Here is a 25,347-nt window from a genome sequence, read left to right on the forward strand (position 1 = left end):
AATCGATCAGACAGCCGATACAGGGACGTGCGGGATATTTCGCGTTTAGCTGATGGCTTGTTTATGACTGAAGATGCTGGCAACGACTCAACTGTCCTCTCGGGCTCGCCAAGCCGAAACTTCACTCGCCGCACCTTCCCGGCCATCATGCTGGTGCTGTTTTTCATGTCGGCCCTGGCGATTGCCGTGTTGCTCAACATCACGGCCGCCCAGGACCAACGCGCCCGTGAACAGAGCCTGTTCTTCGCCCAACGGGCCATCGAGGGCATCCGCACCGGCATCGCACGGGACTTGAACGACTACTCCAAGTGGAGCGACGCCTACCGCCACCTGCATGTCGAAGTGGACAAGGCCTGGGCCTTCGACCAGGAAAACGTCGGCAGCAGCGTCTTTTCGCTCTACGGCTACCAGGCCGTGTTCGTTATTTCCCCGACCGGCAAGACCGTCTATTCGGTGATCGACGGGCAGCTGAGCGACGTCACCGCCGATGCCTGGCTGACCGGCAACCTGCGGGCCCTGGAGAAAAAAGCCAGCGCCGAGAACAATCGCGACGAAGTCATCGTCGAGATGTTGCACCACGACGGCGCCCCAGCGTTCGTCGCCACGTCCGCCATCACCACCGGCACGGATAACAGCGTGCCACACATTCCCGGCCCGCCCAGCCTGATGTTGTTCGTCAAGGTCCTCGATGGCGCGTCGTTGCAGAACCTGGCGCGGGACTTCGTCCTGCCCGATGCCCACGTCGCCCGCTCGCCCGGACCACCCGACACCGCCCAGTTTCTACTGAACGACCTGACCCAGGAGGCACTGGCCTGGCGCCCGCTGACGCCGGGCAGTGACCTGCGCAAGGCCTTGCTGCCGGTGCTGGCCGTGGCGCTGCTGGTGCTGGCGATCCTGGCGCTGGCGGTGTTGCGCCATGCCCTGGTCATGCTCCGCGCCCAGGAGCGCCAGTACGCCAGCCTGCTGGCCCATCGCAAGGCGCTGGAGCGCAGTGAAGAGCGTTTCCGCGACATTGCCGAGGTATCGTCCGACTGGCTGTGGGAAGTCAACTCGGCCGGAACCCTCACCTACCTGTCGGAACGCTTTGAACAAGTGACCGGCTTCAGTCCGGCGGAATGGCTGGGAAAGCCGCTGCACCGGTTGCTTCATCCCCATGACGGATCGATTTCCATCGCCCATTGGCTGCTGGGCGGCGCCAACAGTGCCGAGCCGACCGCACTGCTGTGCGAATACACCGCGCGCAACCTGCGCACACGCACCTGCAAGATCGCCGTGCGGGCCATCGAGGCCGGCACCCTGGGCTTTCGCGGCACCGCCACCGACATCACCGAGGAGTTGCGGGCGCTGGCGCAGATCAAGCACCTGTCGCTCCACGACCCGTTGACCGGGCTGGCCAACCGCAATCGCTTGTTCGACTGCCTCAGCGAACACCTCGGCCGCACCGACGGCGCACCGCTGGCCGTGCTGAACCTGGACATGGACCGCTTCAAGCCGGTCAACGATTCCCTGGGCCACGCCGTGGGCGATAAGGTTTTGAAGGAAGTGGCCCATATCCTCCAGCAGAACGTACGCAGCACCGACCTGGTGGCGCGCCTGGGCGGCGATGAGTTTGTCATCGTCATGCCTGAACCGGGCGAGGCCAGTGACCTCGACCAGCTCTGCCAGCGCCTGATCGATTGCATGCAGCGGCCGATGCACCTGGACGGCAACACCTTGTACCTGGGCGTGAGCATCGGCGTTGCCTGGGCGCAACCGGGCGACGAGCGCGCCCACGAGTTGCTGCGCCAAGCCGACATCGCCCTGTACGCCGCCAAGGCCGCGGGCCGCAACACCTGGCGCGTGTACGTGGAAGCCATGGGCAATGTCGCCCGCGACCGGCGCCGCTACGAACAGCAACTGCGCGACGCGATGCAGCAGGGCCAATTGGAACTGCGCTACCTGCCTCGCTTCGACATGAACGCCGAGCAATTGCATGGGTTCGAGGCGCAGGCCTTCTGGCACCACCCCGAGAAAGGTGAACTGGGGGGCGCCGATTTCATTCCCATTGCCGAGACTTCCGGCCAGTTGGAAGAACTGGGCACCTGGATGCTGATCAACGTCTGCGAAGAAGCGGTGAGCTGGCCGAGCGCGGTCAGCGTGTCCATCGCGGTTTCCCCCAGGTGGTTCAGCAGCAGCTTCCTGCTCAAGCAGGTGCAAGCGGCCCTCGATGCCAGCGGCCTGGCGTCGCATCGGCTGACCCTGGAGGTGGCTGAAGGGGTTCTGCTGGCCGATCACAAGGCGGTCGCCGCGACCCTCCATGCCCTGAAAAACCTGGGCGTACGGATCAATATCGACAAGTTCGGCACCAACATCGCGTCCTTGCGCGAAGTGCTGAACCAGCCATTCGATGGTATTCGCTTCGATCGCAACATCCTCTCGCAACTGGGCCTGGAGCAGGATGAGGAAGGCGTACTCGCCATGATCCGCCTGAGTCGCAGCGTGGGGTTGAGGGTGACCGCCGAAGGCATCGAGAACGCCCGGCAGTTTCGCCAGTTGCGCAGCGTGGCCTGCGACCATGTCCAAGGCCCCTACTTCGGCTCGCCCCTGGCCCGCTCGGAAATGGCCTCGTTCTTTACCACCCCGCGGTGGCTGTGAGCCCTGGCGGGCACTGACCGACCGCCTTCGCGGGCAGTTGGATTGGGGCCCACCGCAAGAGCCAGGCCGGCTGTCAGACCGCCTTCGCGGGCAAGCCCGCTCCCACAGGGATCTGTGGCGGGCACACACCTCAAGCCCACCACACAACACTGTGGGAGCGGGCTTGCCCGCGATAGCGCCAGGTCAGTCGACACCTTCATCCACTGACCCGCCCTCGTCGCGAGCAAACCCGCCCCCACACAGGGGAGCTGTGGCGGACACGCACCTCAAGCCCACCACACAACGCTGTGGGAGCGGGCTTGCCCGCGAAGGGGCAGGCCCGGTCTGCCCCGGTCACAGACTCAATCGCCCCCGCTCCTCTTCCGTCAAGCGCTGCCGGGTCTGTTCGTCCAGTGGCCCGGCGCCGAGCACTTGCACCGGGCTGGCCGGGTCGTAGGCGCGAGGGGCCTCGCGGCTGGCGCCGTCGCGGGACGGAGCCAACTGCTCGGAGCCGAAACTCACCACCTGCACGGTGAACACCGACGCCTGGTTCTGCCGCGCCGCGTTCTGCTGCTGGCGGGTCACGTCCTCGGCCGCCTGGGTGGCCGAGGTCGCCGCCGCGCTGGCGGAGGTGATGGCCCCGGTGTTCACCGAAGCCGCCAACGGCACGCCGGAGGCCTTGCCCTGGGTCTGGATGTTGGCCGCGTTCACCACGGTCAATGCCGCGATGTTGACGTTGCCCGACACCCGGATCCCCGCCTCGCCGGCATCGATGGTGCCCAACGGCGCGATCAGGTCGATATCCCCCGGCGCCACTTCGGCAATGGGGTTGAGGGTGGCGATACCGGCCCCGGTGCTCGGTACCGAAGGCGACAGCGTCACGTTGCCCCAGGTGTCGTACAAGCGCTTGGGCGGCGTGTACACCACGGTGGTCTTCGAACCCCGACCGGCGTTGATGTCGCCCTGGGCCGACCAGCCAAGGATCGAACCGCCAAAGGTGGTCATGATCCGGCTCTGCCCAAGCAGGATGCTGTTCTGCGCATACAACTGGATATCGCCCTCACCCTGGGTGATGACCCCGGCGGTGGACGGCGGCGCGTTGCCCTCGATACCGAAAGTCTGGCCGCCGCCCGGGGTCAGCATCTGGATACTGCCGCCGAAATCGGTGTGCACCCCCGCCCCGCCGAACATCGTGATGTCGCCCTTGTAGGTGATCGGATTGCCCGCCACGTCCTTGGTCGGGAACAACAAGTCGATAGCCTCGCGGCCCCGCAGGTAACTGCCCTGGCGCACGCCGCCCACTTCGTTGTACTCGCGGCCGCCGGCCTTGAGCTCGGCAAAGTACACGTCACGGGCAAACACCCGCTGTTGCTCGGCCGGCAGTGCCGCGAAGTAGCTGCGGGCCTGCTCGGTATCGCCGCTGAAACCGAAGCGCCTCTCCAGCCAATCCACCAATTCGGTTTCATAGGTCTTGGCGACCTTGCCGTCCTGGCTCGCCAGCGGCACACCGGCCAGGGCCTGGTTCGCCGGATCCAGGTAGGCCTTGACGAAGCGCTCGTAGTCCGGCCCGTCGAGGCCCGCGCCGGCCTGCAACACCAGGCTCGCGCCAGGGCGCGAATCCCCCGGTACCACGGCGCCGAGGCTGGTGATGCTGACCTTGTCGTCCATCAGGATATTGCGCCCGGCGGTGATCTCCAGCAGGCCGGGACCGGCGACGTTGAAGGTGCTGTAGAGGATGTCGCGCCCGGCTGACACGATGGAAATGTCGGTGGGGTTGTTGTGGATGAAGAGGTTGCCGGAGACGGTGTAGTTCCCCGCTTCAGCGTTATCACTGCGCGATCCGGCCAGCGGAACCCCGCTGCTGACGATGTCTCGCCCAGCCATCATCCGGACAGCTCCAGCGCCTTCATATGCAATTCGCCCCGGCCATCTGGCCGTGGAAACCGACGTCATCGACCGCCCGGTGGTGACTGCCAGCAAATCGCCTTCGAGTGCATAGAAGCGAGCAGGATCGGCATTGAGAGCCCATTCGCTGGAAGCGCTGCTAGTGTCGAAGGCAAACAGCGGCAGCATGTTCGAACTAAGGCGCACGGGATTACCGTCGGCCGAAAGATTGCTGACTTTGATACTGATGCCGTTATCGACAGAAGCGACATAGGCTGGCCGGAATGGCGTAGCCAAAGCGGCCGATGCGGCACCGGAACGACTGACCGACATGTCGCCGCCGTAGATGGAATCGCCGGCTAGGAATTGCAATTCACTGTTAGGGCCAGGTGCGAGCAACAGCGCTGGAAGATTGTTAGCGTCGTAGACTGCGCTGGTACCTATCGCCTTAGCCCTGCCGTAATACAGGCTACCACTGGCCGCCACAGCCCGCAGGATTGAGGGGTAGACCATTGCAAGGTCCGTATCCAGCCCCAACGTCAGAGGCGTCAGGTTACCTCCCGACGTCCATAGATCAATCGCCGTGTTGGCAGTCCATAGCGTAAACCAGCTCACACCCGATCCGTTAATCGCGTCACTTTTGAATGGAGATACGCTCATCATCAATGCCCGACCTGGGTCTGCAACGTCCTGAACGACGAGATCGCCCAGGGTAGATAGATTGAAAGTGGCGTCGCCCGGCATCAGAGTCAGCCCACCGGTGGCGTCGCCACGTGTGGATTTGAAGGAATCGTATGCCCGAGTCTCTCGAGGGGACTGCACAGTGGCGGCGTTGCCATAGCGAAGATCGATTCGGCCAATGGCACCGCTATCGATCTGCGCGTGCCCCCGCAGGTTGATGACCGCACCGTTGAGATGCCCGCTCGTGAACAAGCTCCCGGGATTCAAGGCACCGCCCACCCGCAGATTGAGATCGCCGCCGCCGGTCAATTGCAGACTGCCATCGGCGCCCACACGCCCGGTACTGCCTACGGCAAGCACCAATCCTTGACTGCGGCTGTTGCTGCGGGACTCAAGAAGGCTACCCGCCATTTGATCGATCACCCCGGCATCGCCCGCGACCTGAACATTCAGGTTACCGCCGCCCAAGGTACCAAACCCGGTAAATCCAACCATCAAATCAGCCTTGCCATTCTGTGCTGCGGTATAGCTCCCGAAATTGATCCACCAGGCAGCGGGTTGTGCCTGGGTATCGGTAGAAACCGAGCCGTTGCCTTGGCGCCACAGCCAGTTCCCGACATTCGCAGTGTCATAACCCAAATCGCCGGGATTGGGTCGCGCATTACCGCTGCTAGTCACCGCGTCCATTGTATTGCCGGTCAGACTCCCGCCAACGTTCAGAGTCAGGTTGCCGCCAAAATCCGGGTACCAAGCGCGGTAAAGACTAGTAGTACCGCCATTCACAAACTGCTCGTTGTCACCGAATGCATCGTTAAGCACCTTTCCTTCCGCACCCAGCGCCTTAGGTTGGTTGTAAGGATCGTTGGCATGAGTCGCGCTCGCCGAGCTGCCTGCGGTATAGACGCCGTACAGCGAATCCATTTTCACATCACCTGCCGAGAACAGCTCAAGGTCAGCCGCGCCGGTACGAACCACGCTCCACCGTTGGCTGCCAGCTTTGTAATCGGCTTGTCCGACTGCTTGGCAATAAGAGGGATTTTCGGTACACAATTCCGGGTACCCGATGGCACCAAAATCAATCGGTTGACCGGCGAGACTCGGATCCCCCCATTCGATAGCCCCTACTTCAGTCCATATATATCCACTGCTGGCCTTACAAAAATCCGGTAAATCAGTACATAGCCCTGGGTAACCAATCGCCTCGAAGTCAATCGGTTGGCCTGCCATGCTGGTGTCGCCAAAAAAATCCAATGACCCTGCTTCGGTCCACAACATCTCGCCAGCCTTAGGCACACCAAACATACCGTAATGACTATCCGCCAAACGAAGATCCCCGCCAGCCGTCACAGGCTTCACGACCCGACTGTCCGCCGCCTGCGTATCGGCGCCGGCCACCAGCCGTAGGGACCAGGACTGCGACCCCTCGGCCAACATTGGCGCAATGGCCCAATTGCTGCCCGCCACTTCCGGACGCAACTGCACCGACTCGACACCCGCCGGCAGCTTGATGTCGGTACCTGAAGGAATTTTCGAACCCACATTCAATGCCAGGGGACCGCTGAGACGCACGACGTTGGTCAAGCCATGGGGCGCGTCCGCAATGCCTGGCAGTGCAACGCCTTTAGGCCAGATCAGGCTGCCAATGGTTGCGCTGCTGCCCAGCAGGCTCCCAGCCCCCAGCACTGTGCCCGCATCAAGGGTCTGAGTCGAAGCCAACAAAGTGCCGGCGGCGAACAACAGATTACCCAAGGCGTCATGCACCGCCGCGGCAAGCACCGTGCCCGCCGGCAGTACCAAAGGTTGATCAAGCGTCGCGGCTACTGGCAGGCGCGTTCCCGCCGCCAATGTGGCGCCCTTGAGCGGCACGTCGAAGTTGAGCACCGAGCCGGCCGGAAACGCCGTGTCCTCCGCCAGGATCACGCCGGTACCGGGCACGACGATATCGCCTGCCGCAAAATCAATACCCGGCAATAGCACCCAGCCCTTGTCATCGTTGCTGGCCGGCGGCTGGGCGAAACCGTCGGTGATGCTGCCATAGATATTCAGATCGCCCCCGGCGCGCAACGTCAGGCTGGCGGATTCGCCGGAGCCATAGACATTGTCCAGTTGGTTATGCCGATTGAGGCTCTCATAGCGATAGCGCGACAGGTCCAGGTCGCCTTGGACCACCAGGTCGCCATCGGCCGTCGCGCTCACCACCTCCACACCAGGGCGCAGATGGAATACATCGCGATAGCGGCTGTTTTTCAGTCCGGCGAGTTTGCGCTGCAACAGATCGTCGTTGTCGTGGGCCTGAGTGATGAACGCGGTGTTGTCGTCATGCACATCGTCCAACCACGCTTGATTGATGACCTGATAAGGCTTGCCGCTGGCTGCCGGTACGTTGACCAACGGTGCATCGTCGTATTGCCACATGGCCACCAGCGCGATCGAACGGGCGCCTTGGACATCCACGGCGCCGCTGGCATCGATTGCCACGTCGCCGCCTGAAACACCGCCCAGTCGTGGTGCGTTGAGTTGCAATGTTCCGCGGGCGCGACCGTCATGCATGCCCGGCTTACTGCCCAGCGCCACCTCGGTGCCATGGCGCAGGTCGATACGGGCACCATTGCCCAGGGTCAGCAGCCCTTGGCGTGCGGTCAGGTCCACGATGGCGCGGTTCGGTGAGTCGATGATCTTGCCGTAGCTGTCCACCCGCAGGCGTCGGCCATGGGCATCGAGCACCGCTGCGCTGCCCAGGGTCAGGGCATTGCCGGCGGCCAGATAAATACTGCCAACGCGCTCACCGCTGGCGTCGACCTTGCCGTTGACCAGCAAGCTGCCGTTGTCCACCGACACATTGATCGACGAGGCCTTAAGCCCGTCGCCGATCACCAGGTCGCCCTGTTTGAGCTGGAAGCCACGGGATCCGTAGACCTGCCCATCGTTCAAGCGCTGATTCAACGCCGCGAACTGCTCACTGAGACTGCCGCTGCCGCCCAGACGCTGCGCCTGGATTTCCACGCTGCCGGCCAGGTGCGGCATGGCGGTGCCACCGGCGTCGTATTCGCCCGTGCTGCTGCCGAGAATCCGCCCTTGCAGGTCCACCACGCCCGCCGCCCCGTCCACAGCCACGGCGCTGAGCCGGCCGGCCTGGTTGTTGCGGGCCGAGAAGTCGATGGTCGAGCCATCGGCCTGGCGGATGTCGCCGTTCTGGCTTTGCAGAATCACCTCGCCACCGGCGCTGTAGCGCGTCACATCGTTGAAAGTCACCGTGCGACCCGCCACATCGATCAACGCCGCATCGGCCAGGGTCAGGTCGCGGGTCGCGCTCAAGGTCAGCTTGCCACTGGGCAGCACCACCGCACTGGCCAGGTTGAGGCTGGCACTCTTGAGGGACAACTCGCCACCGAGCCCGGAAACGGTGCCCGGCTTAGCGCTCGCGCCCGCCACGTTGATCGCCCCACCCGCGCTGATGCGGTTGATCGAACCGGCTTCACCGGTCAACAACGGAGTAAGAATATTCAGATTGCCGCCGCTGTAGGCAAAGCCCGTTTTCGGGTCGTATGCACCCTGGGTCTGATAGACCGCCAGGCTGCCTTTGTGATTGGCGGTCAGACGCTCGCTGGCGTTGAGGTTGACGTTGGCAAAGCCCAGGGCCAGACGGTCCAGGGTAGTGACCGAGCTGGGCTGGGCGAATTCACCGTAACCAAACTCGATGCGCTGGGCCTGGATGTCCAGGCGACCGGCGCCGGTGCCGGCCCCGTCGGCGATGACCGAACCCGGCGCGCCGACGGCACCGTTCCAGATCAGGTTGGCGGTGCGGATGGTCGCTGCATCGCCGGCGCCGCCCGCGCCATAAATTGCCGGGGTGCTGAGCATCAGGTTGTTCAGGCGCGACTTACCGGTGGTCGAATCATAGGTGTCGAGGCTGACGGTGCCATAGAAATTCAGCGCCTGACTGGCCGACAGTTCGAGGGTTTCCAGGGCCGGAGCACCATATTGGGTGTCCCCGCGCAACAGGCGATCCAGAACGGTCTGGCTCAGGGTCAGACCGGCAGGCAATACATTGCGCCCCGACGCATCGCTCAATGCCTGGGCGGTGCCGACGTTGATGTTGCTCAGGGCCAGGGTCAGGTGACGGGTGCCGTAACGCACCTGGTCGTCCAGTTCCAGGCTGCCAGCGGTGCCTGCAACGATACTGCCTTCGGAGTGAATGCGTGTGACGCCACTGCAAGGCGTCAGGCGGCAGCCACCGATATTGATGGAGCCTGCGCCGCCCGATGGAGGGGCCAGTACGCTGAGCAAACCATTGGAGGCGGCCAGCATATTGGCGTCGTTATTGAGACTGTAAACAAAGCCAGCTCGGGCGTCGTAAGCAGCCGCGCCACGACCGATGGTGTTGATGACAGCGCCCTGTTCCATCGATAACTCGCCGCCATTGGCCAACAGGAAAACCTCAGGTGCTGCTAAAGCCGCACCTTCACGCAATGTCACGCTACGCGACATCTCAGACACCGGAGTCACGTAATTTCCGCTTTGACCGTAACTAACCGAAAACAGGCCGCCTATGACCTGACGCGAAGCGTTCAATGCATTCAGGCTTTCGGCAGTGAGGGTCACGCCCTCGAAACCAGCCGTGGCCCCACGCCCATCCGCAACCACCTCCAGCGCGCTCCGGGCGTAACCAACCACTGAGACGGAACCGCCGAAGCCTCCCGCCTGAGGCGCGAACTTGCCGACACCCTTGAAGGAGAATGCTTGATCCCCTGCTCCAGGGGCCAGGTTCAGTTTCAAGGTCTTGGCGTCTACCGGCAACATTGCCCGGGGTACGCCCAGGCGAGCGGCATCGGCCACGGCGAACTGCGCGTAGCTCGTTTCGTTGTATTGCGAGTAGCGGCGCAGCACATCCCCCGACGTCAGAATGACCTGACTGGACAAACTGTTACGCTGACCGGTATTGGCCACCGACAACACCCCGGCGGTGGTCCAGGAACCGTTGCGCATCTGTTGCGCGCCCGTTGTGATGCCTTGCCCCGCCAAGCCATTGACCTCGACCCGGAACGCGCCCGGCAGCAACGCATAAGTGGACGGCATCAGGGTGTAAGTACCGGCAGCCAGCCCGGGCACACCGGCACCGATGGTGATCTGCTGACCGACCCTCGGATCCACCGCGCCACCTTCGGCAGCGACCGGCGCATACTGACTCTGGTTGCCCGGCACAATGGCGTAGACCGGGTTGCTGGAAAGACCAGGCAAGGTGAAACCGCCATTGGCACCCATTTGTACCAGCGGATTGAAACGGGCGTCAGTAGAACCACCACGGCCTGAGATAAAGCCAGCGCCGAGCAAATCACCGCCACCAGACAGGTCAAGCACCGAACCCTCCTGTGCCGTGACCGATCGCCCGCCCAGAATAACGCCGATGTTAATGTCAGCGTTTAGACTGGGTACTGCACCCTGTCCTAGCAACACCACCTTCTTGCCAGCGTACTCATAACTTTGACCGTCGACCGTGCCGCCATAGGGCAATCTCAGGCCCAAGCCGCTGACCGACGTCAGGCTGCCCGGCAACAGACTTACCCGATCGCTGATGGCATACCCCCCTACACCGCCGTTGGTGCCGACCTCAATCAATCCCAACGGCGCCCGAACCACGCCACCCTGTTCGATGTTCGCGCTACCCAGTTGCAAGCGCCCGAATACCGAATAGGGTACCTGGGGCGTCGTCTGGGTTGTGCGCCCGATTACCAGGCTGCGTGCCGGGTCGTAGAGAGGGGTACCATTATCCGATGTGCCCCAACCAGACCCCGCCAACACCCGAGCCCCGACTCCGGTTGCCGGATACAGCTGGGCCGCTTGCAACAGCATGTCCGAAGGGGTCAGCAATTGCGTGGTAAACCCCGTAGGCATATCGGCGCTCGAGAACCCGGCCAGGAATCGCAGATCACCCCGGCTGCTCAGCTGGACCTGATCGAAACCTGCGCGCTCAAGTCCCACAGTGCTGTCATCGGCCTGCCTCACTGTGCCTTTGCTGCTGAACATCACATTGCCTTGCACATCCAGCAGATCAGCATTGACGGAAAACAGCGCCTTGTTCGCCAATAGAGACACCCCGCCACCCTCGACCACTGGCCGGGTGTAAGGATCAAAACTCGGTCGAGTGGTCGCCAGCCCTGTCGCAGTAGACAGCAACACATGGGGTGCATTGAACTCGACCCGAGTATTGGCTGGCGCGGTTGCACTCAATCCAAAGCTGCGGGCGTACAGGCTCAGGCTTTGTCCGAGGGACATCGACAGGTTGCCATCGACGCTCATCAGTCCGTTGCTCAACAAGGACAAATTGTCGAAACCACCGGCCAGGACCTGATCGATACCTAGCTGGCCGTGACCATAAACCAACGAGTCCGCCGAGGTTTCAGCTGTATCGCCCAGCGGGCTTGCCTGCGCGACTTGCTTCAGAACCAGTTCACGAACACTCAACACTCGGGCATTGACCGCGCTTTTCAGGTAATAGGGGGTTTCCAGCGCCACCGACAGACTGCCACCTGCCGCCCCGCCGCCCCCCGAGCGGGCGCTGAACGCGCCGTCCAGGTACAGGCCATTGGCCGACGCCAGGGAAATACTGCCGCCATTGCTCGCTACCAACGTACGGCCCTGACCCGGAACATCCAGCACGGCCTGGCTGCCATCCGCTTGCAGACGGGCACCGTCGCGCACCACCACAAACAGCTCGGAGGCAGACGTCGATCCTTTCGCGGCATCGATCTGGCCGCCAATGACAATCTGCCCGCCGTCGCGCACCAGGCCATAGGTCTGGCCGCGCATATCCTGAGCTGTCATCGCCCGGCTCGATACATCGATCAGCGCCTGCTCGCCCAGCCAGATGGAACGACCGTGGCCCTGGGCATTGACCTGATCGCGAACCGCATCATCGACGCTCAACTCGGTAAGGCTGACCCGCCCGCCCCAGGCGTTAAGCGTGCCGTTGGCGGTCAATTGCCCGCTGCTCCGGACATCGATGCCCTGGCCTGGATCAACGGTAATCACACTGCCCTTGCCCAAGCTCAATACCGTACTGGCCATGTCGGCCGCGCCGGAGTTTGGCGTGCCTGCGGTGAGACTCAGGCTCGCGCCGCGACGCTGGGTCAGGACACCTTTGACCGCGTCTTCCTGATACAGCTCCGGCGTCCAGCGCTGCAAGGCAGCGGCCGGCTCCGCGTCGCTGCCGGTGACCAACGCCTGTTCACCAATACGGTACACCGGCATCGTCACATCGACCCGAGTCCCGTCGGCCACAGTCAGGCCTTCGTTGCCGGTGATGTCATAGGCCGAGAAACCCTTGTCGAAGAAATCGCCGTCCAGTTGCAGAGTGCCAGCTTCGAGGGGGGTGCCGCTGTTGCCGATCAGCACTTTGCTGGCCGCCAGCTTCAAGGTCCCGCCACCACTCACGCCAGTACCGCGCAGTTCACCTTCGAGGTTCAAGTCGCCGTTACCGGACGATGCACCGGTACTCGCGGTCAAGGTCAAGTCTCCACCCTTGCCGCCGCGAGTCTTGCCATCGGCCATCACGGCAGCGCCGGAGCTGACGTCGATCAGGCTGCCCTGCCGCACATCAATATCGCCACTGCTACGCACGGACACGCTGCCGCCGTTAATGAACGGCAGGCCTTGGCGGTCGTTGCCGTCGAGCAGCAGATTGCTCCAGCGTCCGGCGGTGTTCAGCTTGACGCCTTCGCCCAATGTGACCGTCGCCCGCTGTCCCGTAACGGGTGAAAGCGTGACGTCTCCCATCTGGAAATTGTCGGTCCTGACCTGCTTGAGGATGTTACCCAATACAATGCGACCACTGCGGGCCGTCAGGTCGGCGTTCACTTCCACCTGCGGCGCATAAAGCGTGATATCCCCGCCGTCGGCTACCTTGAGTGCGCCGTCAACCTTGATGCCTTCAGCCCCCGCTACCTTGACTGCGCCGAGCTGGAAGCCATTGAGCAGCGCGTTATCCAGCACCAACTTGCCTTGCCGGTCGCTGCCGACCGCCGAGGTCAGGTCCAAGCCTGCGGCAATCTTGTCGGTCACTTTGCCGACGGTGACCTGATCGAAGGTGGGGTTCAAGCCACTGTTGATCACGCCACTGGTCTTGTCATAGATCGGCGTGTAGCTGCCCACCCACAACTCGGCCCGACGGGCCACGGCGTTTTGCGATTGCTGGTAGCCGTCGAGGTTGAAGTTCGGCGCCTGGGTCTGGCGTTCGCCCTGGTACACCTCGCCGACGATATGGCCTTCCAGCACGGCGTTGCGGGTCGACACCACCAGCTTGCCGGCATCGCGACTGACGGTGTAGCCGGCTTCAAAACGTTCGCGCGGGGCAATGAGCGGGTTGTAGTAGTAATCAGTCTGGCCCCAGCGCTGGCTGTGGTCTTCGTAACCCTTGTAGATGCCGGTGTAAAGGATGTCACCCGGGGCCTTGGACAGCTCATACAGACGACCATTGGCACCCTTGAGCCAGGATTGGCGCAGGTACCCGCTCTGCACATCCAGGGTGCCACCGGACAGGTTCAGTTGCGCCGCCTGCTGGGTCACCACGTCGTTGCCGGTAAACGTCAGGGTACCGCCCTGGGCCGCCCATTCGCCGACACTGTGGCCCCGGGTGCCCAGGTAGCCGCCGACTTCCAACAGACCACCGGCTGTGTACCAGCGGTCGGTGGCGTAACCGTTGGTGCCTGCAGGGACGTAGACCAGGTCACGCACGTCCACCCACACATCGCTGTTGGTCAGCTTGCCGCCTTCGCGGTTGATCGGCGCATCCCGTTGTTCGTTGCCTTGGACGTTGACCTTGATGGAATTGGACTCCATCGCCACCTTGACGCCGATGGCGCCGGACACGTCGATCATCGCGCCATCGCGCACCAGGCTGCGCCCCGCGGCGCTGACCGCAACCTGCCCGCCGGTGGCCAGGGTGATGGAGCCGTTCTGGAAGTCGACGCTACCACCGCTGACGATCTCGACCCGCGACTGGTCGCTACGGTCGACCACGCTGCTGAGGTTGTTGAACTGACCGGTGATCAGGTTGTTCGGCGTGCCATCCAGGCCCGCGGGCCCGGCATTGCGTTGGCTATCCAGTGCACTGCCGCCCGCGGCGTCGAGCAGCACGGCGGTGGCACTGCCCTGCCCCAGGGTCACGCTGCCGGTGCTGTCGCTGAAAGCGTTGAGCAAATGCACGGTGCCGCGGGTGTCCACTGAACTGCTGGCCACCACCACGCCGTTCTGCTGCACATTGTGCCCGGTGAGGGTGATGTCGCCGGTGCTGGCCTGGATCAGACCGCTGTTGATCACCGTGCCGGCGCTGCTGCCCGGTTTGAGCGACGTCGCCACCTCATTACCACGAGTGGTGGAGCGCGAGTTGCCGCTGGTGCCCTGGCCGCGACGGATATAAAAACTGTCGCCAGCCGCGAGGGTGGTCTGGCCCTTGGCGGTGATGATGGAGCCGGCGTTCTCCACCTCGCTACCCAGCAGCAAGGCATAGCCACCGCCTGCGGTGGAAGTGGCGGCGCGGTGGGTTTCAATTTGCGCACCGCGTTGCACTTCGACCTTGCCGGCTGCATCGGTGAAGGTTGGCTGGGTGCCGGTGGCATCGACGTACAAGCCGCGCTGGCTGAACTGCTCGTCAGTGATGTTAGCCGCGACCGCCGCCAGGTTTCGCACGTTGACCTGGCTGCTGCCGCTGAAAATGATGCCGTTGCGGTTGACTAGCATCACCGTGCCGTTGCCCTTGATCTGGCCCTGGATCTGGCTCGGCCGGGCTTGAGGATCGTTGACCCGGTTGAGCACTGCCCAGTCCGCTTGCTGCTGGAAATCCACCGTGGTGTTACGCCCGACGTTGAAGGTTTCCCAGTTGAGAATCGCCTTGTCGGCGGTCTGCTCGATCTTCACCGTGGTCTTGCCGCCGGCCTGGGTCTGCTGCGGCCCCTTGGCGTTGAGCCAGCCCTGGGTCAGGCTGTTGTCGACCTTGAGGCCGCCCTCGCCCAGCCCGTCGGGCACGACCTGCACCTGCCCGAACGCCGCTTGCCGCCCGGCCGCCTGCGCCGCCTGCTGGGCCGCGATCGCGGCCACGGTGTTGTTGAGGTTGGTCAACGAGCGCTGCAACTGGGCATTGGCCCGCTGCTGCTGGGCCAGGGGCGGCGGCATCCCAGGCACCGCAGTGGTCGGCCGTGCCGCACCACCGGCGGGGGCCGCACCCTTCGCCGCAAACCAGGCCGAACTGAACGCCGTGGCCGCCTGGGCATTGCCGGCCACCATCAACAGCGCGATGGCCTGGGCCAGCGGCTTGAGCCGCCCCATCGACAGCTCGCCATCGCGACGTGGAACGTTCGGTTTCATCGGTTTGCAGCGCAGCATCCTACTCATCCTTTCGGGTTCGCTCTAAGGGGCGCAACGCAGTGCTATCAAGCTGCCAGCGTTGGTTATAGGGGTTAGGCGGTTACAGCCGCTCGGGACCGAACGGATGTCATGAAAATTTCATGTGGCTGTGTTGGTTCGGGCCTTACGCAAAAAATCAGCAACGACTTGCGCCGTTGCTGATCGGTGTTGCGTGGAACTGGAGCGAGTGCTTACAGCGGACGACCAATGCCGTTGCAAACGTTGGTGTTACCAATGCTGAGAGCGTTGGTGCTGGTGAGGAAGCTGCTACGAACGGCTTGCTTCCAGGCCGCTGGCAGCGGCACGAAGCGGTTTGCAGTGATGGCGGCGTCGTTGCTGCTGGCCGCAGTAGCATTGTAGTGACGGGTGAAGAAGTCACGAACCTGCGTGGTTTGTGCAGCGTCGGCATAGCACTGGCTGAAGATCAAGTTGGTGAAGCCCAGGATCGGATAACCGGTGGTTGGGTAAGCCACGACGCTTGGATCGTTAGGGTTAGTGGTTGCGGCGAACACCGGTACCCAGGCGTTCGGGTTGGCACGATTAGCAGTGGCCGGCACGGGTACCGCAGCGATGGCGGTCGAAACGTTGGCTGGGGCTGGAGACACACCGGCAACCCGCGCTACTTTGGTGGCGTCATCCAGACCAGCCAGAGTCGTCGCAGCGTAATCCGGGCTCATGTAGGTGATGCGGCCTTGGGCAGCGTTCAGCGCAGTCATCACAGCCTGGCTGCCGGTGGCGGCTACAGCGCCAGTCGGCAGGCCACCGCTGTAGCTGGAAGCGAAGGTGGTGGTGATAGCAAAAGTGCCGGTTTCAGCGCACTTGGCGTTCAGGAAGCGGGTGAACAGCTCGGTGGTGCCGCTGCTTTCAGCGCGATAGACCACGGTGATCGCGCCAGTGCGGCCGGAACCGGTGATCTGGCTCCAGTCGGTCAGGCGGCCGGAGAACACGCCGCACAGTTGGTTGACGCTCAGGTCGACGTTGGCAGTGCCGGTCTTGTTGAACGGAATAGCGACCGAGGTGGCTACCGAAGGCACCTGGATTAATGGACCCCAGGCAGCGCCGTGGGCAGTGACGTAGTTGCTCAGCTCAGTGGCGCTGAGTTTCGAATCGCTGCCCGCCCAGTGCACGTTCTTGCTGGTGTTGCCGGCCACGAACTTGGTGTAGTCGTTGTTCAGGAACGCCAGTTTGCCGTTGCCGCTGCCTACGCCGATGTAGGGGGCGAAACCGGCGGTCAGTACGCCGGAAGTCTGGTACAGCGGCTGAGGCAAGGTAGCACCACCGCCATTGACATCGGCCATGGCAGCCTGGGCGGCGCAGAGGCCGGCGAGGGTCAGGGATACTGCGAGAACGTTGCGCTTAAACATGAAGAATCTCCTTTCATCGTGTTCGTACGTAGGTTGGGTGACGCAGGCTTGCCGTCATGGCGCTCGGTCCGGTGCCGCAGGCGTTGGGGTGAGGCCATGGCGTAGAAATTCGCAGGTTCCGGTGACAGATAGAGGAAAAAACCTCGGGAGCTGGAGGCCGATTTCCGGGTTTTTTTCTCGGGTGTTCGAGGGCTCTGGACCGGCATTTTCAGCCTGTTCAACGGCGGCGTTTGGCAGGGCTGCGGTGCAGCGTGCGGCGGGTGGTCAGGACCAGGGGAAAATGACAGAACGAGGAACCCGAGTTTGATGGGGGGCGGGCTCGGGAGTTGAGGTGGAGGCCGTGATTTTTTTTGCCGGACGGTTTTGTGGCGAGGGGATTTATCCCCGTTGGCTGCGAAGCAGCCCATGACTGTTCACTTCGGTGGGGCAAGCCGGTCGCATCCAGTCTTTTGGGGTCGCTTCGCGACCCAGCGGGGATGAATCCCCTCGCCACAGGAACTGTGTTTGCCAGGCTGCCGTGGGCTCATTGCACCAACTGATTGATCTCGATGATCGGCAGCAGCACCGCCATGACGATCACCAGCACCACGCCGCCCATGATCACGATCATCAGCGGTTCCAACAGTGCGGTCATGCCCATGGCCCGGCGTTCGATGTCGCGGGACAGGGTTTGCGCGGCGCGTTCGAGCATCGGTGGCAGGCAGCCGGTTTTCTCGCCGCTGGCGATCAGGTGGATCAGGATCGGCGGGAAGACTTTTTCCACTCGCAGGGCGGCCGCCAGGTTGACCCCTTCGCGGACCTTGGCGGTGGCGTCACTGACACTCAGGCTCAGGCGTTCGTTGGAGAGTGTCTGGCGCGCCGCCTCCAGCGCCCGCAACAACGGCACCCCGGCACCGCCAAGGATCGCCAGGGTGGAGGCGAAACGCGCGGTATTGAGCCCCAGCACGAACCGCCCGATCAGGGGCAGGCGCAGCACCCGCGCATGCCAGCTGAGCCGCGCCGCCGGGTTGCGCAAGTACAGCCGCCAGCTCCAGAAACCGCCGGCCAGCAGGCAAAAACACAACCATCCCCAGGCGCGGATGAAGTCACTGGCGGTGAGCATGGCCAGGGTCAGCCCCGGCAGATCCTGACGGGCCTGGGAGAAGGCGCTGACCACCTGGGGCACGACGTAGCTGAGCAGGAAAATCACAATGGCGATCGACACCAGTCCCACCACACCCGGGTAGATGAATGCCGTAAGGATCTTGCCCCGCAGGTTGTTACGCTCCTCGATGTAATCGGCCAGGCGCTCCATGACCTGGGCCAGGTCGCCGGACTCCTCCCCCGCCGCGATGAGCGCCCGATAGATCTCCGGGAAGTCCCGAGGCCGTGCCGCCAGGGCTTCGGCCAGGCGCATGCCGCTGCGTACATCGGCGCGTACCGCGCCCAGGGTCTGGGCGATGTGCTTGCGCTCGGCCTGCTCCACCGTGGCGCTCAATGCCGCCTCCAGGGGCAGGCTCGCGCCGAGCAGGCTCGCCAGTTGCCGGGTGGCCCAGGCCAGGTCGTTGTCCGAGAGCCGGGCACTGAACAGCCCGCCCCCGCTGGCCTGGGCCGTGTTGCGTTCGGCTTCGACCTGCAACGCCGTCAGCCCGCGGCTGCGCAACAGGCTGAACGCGGCGCTCTGGCTGTCGGCCTCCAGATGCCCTGATTCGATCTTGCCCTGGGCGTCGGCCGCCTCGAAACGGTAGCGATTCATCAGGCGTCCCGTGTCACGCGCAGGATTTCTTCTGGCGCCGTGGCGCCGCTGCGCACCCAACGCTCACCGTCCTCGCGCATGCTGAACATGCCGGCCTCGCGGGCGGCGGCGCGCAAGGCCTGCTCGCCCGCGCCCTGGTGGATGAGCGTGCGGATGTCGTCGTCAATGCAGAACAGCTCATGGATGCCGGTACGGCCGCTGTAGCCGGTCTGGTTGCAACTCGGGCAGCCCACCGGACGCCAGGTGCCCGGCGTGGCCGGATCAGGTTGCTTGCAGTGCGGGCAGAGTCGGCGCACCAGGCGCTGGGCCAGCACGCCGAGCATCGACGAGGCCAGCAGGAACGGCTCCACGCCCATGTCGATCAGGCGGTTGACGGCCGACACCGCGTCGTTGGTGTGCAGCGTCGCCAGCACCAGGTGCCCGGTGAGGGAGGCCTGCACGGCAATCTGCGCGGTCTCCAGGTCACGGATCTCGCCGATCATGATGATGTCCGGGTCCTGGCGCAGGATCGCCCGCAACGCCAGGGCGAAGGTCATGTCGATCTTGGCATTGACCTGGATCTGGCTGATGCCCGGCAGGTCGTACTCCACCGGGTCCTCGACGGTGAGGATGTTGTGGACGCTGGCATCCAGCCGCGCCAGCGCCGCGTAGAGGCTGGTGGTCTTGCCGCTGCCGGTGGGGCCGGTGACCAGCACGATGCCGTGGGGCTGGCGGATCAAGTGGTCGAGCTTGCCCAGCACGGCAGCGTCCATGCCCAGCGTCTCCAGCTGCAGGCGCCCGGCCTGTTTGTCCAGCAGCCGCATCACCACCCGCTCGCCGTGCCCGGTGGGGACGGTGGAAACCCGGATGTCGATGGGGCGCCCGGCCACGCGCAAGGCAATGCGACCGTCCTGGGGCAGGCGTTTTTCAGCGATGTCGAGTTGGGCCATGATCTTGATCCGCGACACCAGCGCCCCATGCAGCGCCTTGCGCGGCGAGACTACGTCGCGCAGGGTGCCGTCGACCCGATAGCGCACCACCGAATGGCTCTCGAAGGGCTCGATGTGGATGTCGCTGGCCTCGTCCCGGGCCGCCTGGGTCAGCAAGGCGTTGATCATGCGGATCACCGGCGCGCCGTCCTGGGTGTCCAGCAGGTCGGTGATCTCGGGGATGTCCTGCATCAGCCGGTCGAGGTCCACCTCGTTCTCCGCCGCGCCCACCACGGCGGCGGCGCTGCCGGTGTCGGCGTAGGCCGTGTTGAGCAAGCCATCGAGCTCTTCGTCGCGCACCCGCTCCAGGGGCACCTCGCCGAATTGCCGGCGCACTTCGCTGATGGACCAGCCCGGCGTCGACGGACACACCACCAACACCGCGCCCGCCTCGCCCTGGCGCAACACCAGGCGCTGGGCCTTGGCCCAGGCGTATGGGAGGGTGGTCATGAGCGCACCCGCGCCATGGCCTGCATGCCTACCGTGGCGAGGGAGCTTGCTCCCGCTGGGCTGCGCAGCAGACCCGATGCCTGGCGCCTAGGTGTGTCCGGTCGCTCGGGTTCGACCTGATTGGGGTCGCTTCGCAACCCAGCGGGAGCAAGCTCCCTCGCCACCGTCGTCATTGTTTGATCGGCTCCGTTACAGGCACCGCCTTGATCGCCGCCCTGGGCGTTTGCAGCGCGGCGGGAGCGCTGCCGGGGATCGCCCGGGACGCCGCCGGCAGTTGCGGGGCCTGGATGTCGGGCATGGCCCAACTGCGTTCCGGTTGCAACAGGCCCTGGGCGCGGCGCATGAAGTCGTAGCGGTTGAGGGTGATGCTGCGCCCCGCCGCCGTGTCGCGGATGATGTAGGGCCGCAGGAACACCATCAGGTTGGTCTTGGTGGTCTGCCGGCTTTCGTTGCGAAACAGTGCGCCGATGCCGGGCAAGGTCGAGAGCCACGGCACCGCGTCGTTGCTCTGGCTGTAGCCATCCTGCAGCAACCCGCCCAGGACCATGATCTGGCCGTCGTCCAGCAGGATGCTGGTGTCGATGGCGCGCTTGTTGGTGACAATCCCCGTGGTGCTCGAAGCGCGGTTGTCGACGCTGCTGACCTCCTGGTAGATATCCAGCTTGACCGTACCGCCCTCGGAAATCTGCGGCCGGACGTTGAGCTTCAGGCCCACCTCTTCGCGGGTCACGGTCTGGAACGGGTTGTTGCTGGTGCCGCCGCCCCCGGTGACGTAGCTGCCGCTGACGAAAGGAATGGTCTGGCCGACGAAGATGCTCGCGGCTTCGTTGTCCAGGGTCAGCAGGTTCGGCGTCGACAGCACATTGGTGCCGCCCTTGCTCTTCAAGGCCCGGGCCAGGACCTTGAGGTCGAGGATCTTGCCGATGCCGGGAATGTCCACGGTGCCGTTGACCAACCCGAGGTTCAGGCCCTGGGGCAATACGTCAATGCTGGTCTTGCCGTTGAGGTTGAGCCCGCTGCCGCCCAGGTTGACTCCGCCGATCACCCCGCTGCCGCCGAGGTTGCCGGTCTGCCATTGCACGCCGAACTCACTGGCGTCGTCTTCGCCGACCTCGACGATCAGGCTCTCGATCACCACCTGGGCGCGCCGCTGGTCGAGCAGGTCGATGACTTCCCGCAGGTTGCGATACAACGGGTCGGGCGCGGAGATCAGCAAAGTGTTGGTAGTGGCATCCGCCTGGATAGTCACGCCACCCGCGCTGAAAGCGGTGTTCTGCTCGTTCTTCGTCGAGCTCGTGCCCTGCCCGCTGCTGCCCTGGCCGTAGCCATTCCCGTTGCTATGACTTGAAGAGCCGCTACCGGTGGAGGTGCTGGTGCCATCGGTGCTGCTCTGTCCGCTTTGGCCGTTGGTGCTGGCGCCCATGCCGCTGAGCACCGAACGGGAATTGTCGTTGCCCTCGCCTTCGCTTTCGCCAGTGAGCAAACCGCGCAGGGCCTGAGCCAACTTGCCGGCCTGGGCGTTGCGCAGGTACACCACGTGCAGGTTGCTCGGGTTGTTCTGGGCGTTGTCGAGTTTGTAGATCAGATTGCGCGCCAGCTCGGTGCGCTCGGGGCTGCCGGCCCGGATGATGATGGAATTGGAGCGCGGGTCGCCGATCACGTTGATTTTCTGGGTCTGATCGCCGCCCTGGGTTTCCAGCAAATCGGAGACCATCTGCGCGATGTCCACGGCGATGCCGTTCTGCACCGGCACCACATCGGTGTCGATGGCGCTGGGGGTGTCGATGCCTTCGATGAGTTGCGCCACCCGCGACAGGTTCTCGGCGTAGTCGGTGACGACAATGGTGTTGTTGCCGGGGTAGGCATTGATCGGGTTGTTCGGTGAAACGATCGGGCGCAGCACCGGGATCAGGTTGACCGCGTTCTCGTATTGCAGCCGGAAGGTGCGGGTCAGCATGCCATTGCCGGCCGGTTTGTCGGCGCTGTAGATCGGCCCGCCCAGCAGCTTGGCGTCGGCCTCGGGCACCACCTGGGCCACGCCGCCGACGTCCACCACGCTGAAGCCCTGCATGCGCAACGCCGCCAGCAGCATGGCGTAGGCCTGGCTTGCCGGCACCTGCCCTTCGGACACCAGCGTCAGGTTGCCCTTGACCCGAGGGTCCACCAGGAACTGCTGGCCAGTGGATCGGGACAAGGCGCGCACCACGGCCTGGATGTCCGCCTCGACGAAATTCAAGGTCACCGGCTGATCCCCCAACGGGTTGCGCGCCGGCGGCGGGTTACGCGATTCGCGGGCACGGGACGTCAGGTCGACCTGGTGACGCACCACCGGTTTCTGCTCACGCGCCGCCTGGGCTCGCTGACGGTCGAGCAACGCGTCGCCGCTGCGCTGCGTGCTGCCCAACGGAACGCCCAACTCGCTGTCCACCAGCAACGGTGGCTGCGAGGCCGGCGGCGTGCTGTTGCACGCGCTCAATGCCAGCAACAACAGCGGCGCGGCCTTGCGCCAATGACGTGGGTAACGGGCCCCCTTCATGAAGCTTCCTTAGCGCCTTGCGCCTGATGCATGCGAACGGTTCCGGACAGAGTGCCGGCGGTATTTTCAAGACCAGTGGAAGCGGCCGCAGCGGTGCGTTGCAGGCGCGCCTCGGACACTTCCAGGGACAATGGCCCGGGGTTGCTCAGCAGCCAGCCGATCACCCCGTCGGCCGGCGCGTCGGTGAAGGTCAGTTGCCAGGCGTTGGCCGTTTCGGCGCCGGGCGGCTGCAATTGGTAGTGATCGCCCAGCCCGCTGGCGTCCAGGGTCTGGCGCAGGGCTGCTTCCAACGGCTGGCCTGGCGCCGGCCCGGCGACGTCCCGCAGCAGCACTTCGAGGGCTTCGGTCTGTGAGCGCAGCTTCGGCGTTTCGGCCTGCCAATAGGCGATGGTCTTCAACGGCGGCTCGATCAACCCCAGCCAGACCAGGCTACCGCCGAGCACCAGCGCGCTCAGGGCCACGGCCCGTCGTTCGCGCACGGCAAGGCCTTGCCAGAAGGTCCGGCAGCGGCTGCGCAGGGTTTGCCAGCGGACGCTCAGCACGGCCAGGGACGGCTTATTCATCATCGTCTTCCGCGGTATCTTCGGGGGTGGCCTGGCCGGCCTGGGCCATGCGCAAGGTCCAGCCCTGGTCAACGGCGACGACATCGATGCCGGCCTGGACCAGGGGGCCTTTCCAATCGTCTTCGGCGGCGGCCTTCGGCGCGTCGGGCACGAGCTCCAGGCGCAACTCGCCGTTCTCGAACACCAGGGCCTGGGCGTTGCCGCTCATGAACGGCATGGCACTGCCGGCCTGCTGCATCAGGCTGACGAAGCGTTGGCTGAGGTCCGTCGCCGTACCGTCCTGGCGCGCGGCAATCTGTTGCCGGGCCTGTTGCAGCGGATTGAGCACCACCGGCAAGTCCGGGAACGCCTGCTTCACCCGTTGGCTCATTTGCGCCTTGAGCCGTTGCCCCTGGGCCGCCTCACGGGCGGCGTAAAGGTTCAGGCCCACCACCCACACCGCCACGGCCATGGCACACAGGGCCGCCGCCCGGCCCCAACCGCCGCGTCCGGCCGTGTTGCGCGACAGACCGGTATGCAAACCCCAGCCCGGCGCGCTGCCGGTCCAGCGTTGGATGTCAGCCAGGGGCGTGATCGACGCCTGGGGCGGCGCTGCGCCGATCCAGTGCAGACCGGGCCCAGTGGCCATCAACCACTCGTCCAGCGCCTGTTCTTGCAACGGCTGCACCTCGGCCTGCTGCGGACCATGGCGCAGCAACAGGTGACCGTCTTCGATGCAAGCCACCGGGCCGGCCAACACGGGCAAGGCATAGGCCGCCGGATACAGGCCGCGCAACTTGAGCCCGGCCTGGTGCAACAACTGGCCCAGCCGGGCGAGCGACTGCCGGTCCAGCCAGGCGATCTGGACCTGCCCGTCGGCACCCCGCGGGCTGTGAGCCACCTGCATGTGTTCGCTGGCGCCGAGCATCAGGGCCTGGGCCGCGCACGTCACCGCGGCGGTGATCTTCGCCGCCGGCAACAGCGGCAGCTCCAGGCGAGTCAGCAGGCTGTCGCGGGGATGAAGAAAGCACTCCACCGAGAGATTCCGGGCGCCCTGCCCCAACGCCCTGAGGCTGCTGCGCCCGTGCTCGCGCACCTGGCCCTGGCGGTCCAGCGCCGCGAACGCCACCGGGCTGTCGAGGTCCAGTTCGGCCAACGGCGCCAACGCCACGCGCAACCGTGTCATACGCCCACCCTCGACCAGATCACCCGGGGCAACCGGTCCTGGCTGCGTTGCAGCAACGCATCGACTTCAACCCGCCGTTGACCGCTGCGGGCCTGGCCGCGCAGGCGGAACCAGTCGCTGGTGATGCCCACCTTGACCGTGGCCGTTTCCAGCTCCGGCATGCGCAGGCGGTTGACGAAATCCCCGCGATTGACGAACCAATGGCCGCCCTCCCGCTCCCGCACCAGCGCCTCGGCCCGCTGCAACGACAACCCCGGCACAGCGGCGGCCAGTACCGGGGCGCTGGCGGTGTTGCCGTTGACCCAGGTATTGGCCGGCAGGATCGTCACGTAGGGCGCCAGCGCTGCCAGCACGGCAGGCGTGACGCCCTTGACGTCGCCCAGGTCGCGCACGGTGCGCAGCATCGGTCGGGTCGGTTTGAGTAATGCGGCATCCGCGTCAGGCGAGGTGTCCCGGCCACTGTCGAAGGTACGCCCCATGGGCGCTGTGTCCGCCCGTTCCGGGTTCAGCGTGCGCGGGTACGCTTCAATGACGCGCTCGATGATGCGGTCGCGCACGCTGGCGGCGATCCCCAACTGCCCGCAGAGCCGTTCGAAGGCATTCAATTGTTCCTCGTCGACACGTTCATTGGCGACAAGGTTGCGCAGGTTGAACTTGCCCTGCTCATCTTCGAGCTGCCCTTCGAACGGCGTATCGACCTGGTTCGAACCGGGCAGGACAATGGGTTTTGCCCAAGGCTGGCCGAAGCGCGTCAACGGGTCACGCTGGCGGGCCTCCCACAGCAACTGGCGACTCAGCGCCAGGCCGCCTTGCATCCGCGCACTGCCTTGGATGCGCAACTGCTCGGCTTCCAGGCTGCGGGTGAACAGGGCCTGGCGAGTGAGCATGCCACCGGCGATCACCGCGACCACGGCAGCGATCAGCAAGGCGCTGATGACCGCCATGCCGCGCTGCTTCGCCGCGACGGGCGAATTCGTTCCCATCACGGTC

Annotated in this window: 9 protein-coding genes; 1 reads left to right on the plus strand and 8 read right to left on the minus strand. The window is 64.6% G+C overall.

Annotated features, from left to right (window positions below; genetic code table 11):
• Positions 1–63: 63 nt before the first annotated feature.
• Positions 64–2,634, plus strand: a complete 2,571-nt coding sequence (locus tag V3H56_RS15045) for an EAL domain-containing protein (RefSeq protein WP_338473534.1) — start codon at positions 64–66, stop codon at positions 2,632–2,634.
• Positions 2,635–2,967: 333 nt separating this feature from the next.
• Here V3H56_RS15045 and V3H56_RS15050 read toward each other — a convergent pair whose 3' ends face one another.
• From V3H56_RS15050 to gspK, 8 genes are all read right to left on the minus strand, one after another.
• Positions 2,968–15,555: a filamentous hemagglutinin family protein gene (locus tag V3H56_RS15050; RefSeq protein WP_338473535.1), complete on the minus strand. Its 12,588-nt coding sequence runs from the start codon at positions 15,553–15,555 to the stop codon at positions 2,968–2,970.
• Positions 15,556–15,767: 212 nt separating this feature from the next.
• A complete protein-coding gene (locus tag V3H56_RS15055) occupies positions 15,768–16,940 on the minus strand; it encodes a substrate-binding domain-containing protein (RefSeq protein ID WP_042729748.1) in 1,173 nt (390 codons plus the stop codon).
• Between the two features lie 523 nt (positions 16,941–17,463).
• The gene (gspF, locus tag V3H56_RS15060) at positions 17,464–18,675 is read right to left on the minus strand and encodes a type II secretion system inner membrane protein GspF (RefSeq protein ID WP_338473536.1); all 1,212 of its coding nucleotides are present in this window, start codon (positions 18,673–18,675) and stop codon (positions 17,464–17,466) included.
• Positions 18,675–20,093, minus strand: coding sequence for a type II secretion system ATPase GspE (gene gspE / locus V3H56_RS15065; RefSeq protein WP_042732945.1), 1,419 nt, complete (start codon positions 20,091–20,093; stop codon positions 18,675–18,677). Before gspE ends, gspF begins: the two co-directional genes overlap by 1 nt.
• A gap of 169 nt (positions 20,094–20,262) precedes the next feature.
• Positions 20,263–22,629 carry a type II secretion system secretin GspD gene (gene gspD / locus V3H56_RS15070; protein WP_338473537.1) on the minus strand — a complete coding sequence of 789 codons (2,367 nt, stop codon included), beginning with the start codon at positions 22,627–22,629 and terminating at the stop codon, positions 20,263–20,265.
• Positions 22,626–23,192 carry a type II secretion system protein GspM gene (gene gspM, locus V3H56_RS15075; RefSeq protein WP_338473538.1) on the minus strand — a complete coding sequence of 189 codons (567 nt, stop codon included), beginning with the start codon at positions 23,190–23,192 and terminating at the stop codon, positions 22,626–22,628. Before gspM ends, gspD begins: the two co-directional genes overlap by 4 nt.
• A complete protein-coding gene (gspL, locus tag V3H56_RS15080) occupies positions 23,185–24,357 on the minus strand; it encodes a type II secretion system protein GspL (protein WP_338473539.1) in 1,173 nt (390 codons plus the stop codon). Before gspL ends, gspM begins: the two co-directional genes overlap by 8 nt.
• Positions 24,354–25,340 (minus strand): type II secretion system minor pseudopilin GspK, encoded by a 987-nt coding sequence (gene gspK / locus V3H56_RS15085; RefSeq protein WP_047737840.1) that lies wholly within the window; start codon positions 25,338–25,340, stop codon positions 24,354–24,356. The genes gspL and gspK overlap by 4 nt, the downstream gene beginning before the upstream one ends.
• Positions 25,341–25,347 lie beyond the last annotated feature (7 nt).

Origin of the sequence: Pseudomonas sp. MS646 (assembly GCF_036693845.1) — a bacterium.
GTDB lineage: Bacteria > Pseudomonadota > Gammaproteobacteria > Pseudomonadales > Pseudomonadaceae > Aquipseudomonas > Aquipseudomonas chlororaphis_E.

Coding starts and splice junctions, on each gene's coding strand:
- V3H56_RS15045 (WP_338473534.1), top strand. CDS start 64: ATGACTGAAGATGCTGGCAACGACTCAACTGTCCTCTCGGGCTCGCCA.
- V3H56_RS15050 (WP_338473535.1), bottom strand. CDS start 15,555: ATGCTGCGCTGCAAACCGATGAAACCGAACGTTCCACGTCGCGATGGC.
- V3H56_RS15055 (WP_042729748.1), bottom strand. CDS start 16,940: ATGTTTAAGCGCAACGTTCTCGCAGTATCCCTGACCCTCGCCGGCCTC.
- gspF (WP_338473536.1), bottom strand. CDS start 18,675: ATGAATCGCTACCGTTTCGAGGCGGCCGACGCCCAGGGCAAGATCGAA.
- gspE (WP_042732945.1), bottom strand. CDS start 20,093: ATGACCACCCTCCCATACGCCTGGGCCAAGGCCCAGCGCCTGGTGTTG.
- gspD (WP_338473537.1), bottom strand. CDS start 22,629: ATGAAGGGGGCCCGTTACCCACGTCATTGGCGCAAGGCCGCGCCGCTG.
- gspM (WP_338473538.1), bottom strand. CDS start 23,192: ATGAATAAGCCGTCCCTGGCCGTGCTGAGCGTCCGCTGGCAAACCCTG.
- gspL (WP_338473539.1), bottom strand. CDS start 24,357: ATGACACGGTTGCGCGTGGCGTTGGCGCCGTTGGCCGAACTGGACCTC.
- gspK (WP_047737840.1), bottom strand. CDS start 25,340: ATGGGAACGAATTCGCCCGTCGCGGCGAAGCAGCGCGGCATGGCGGTC.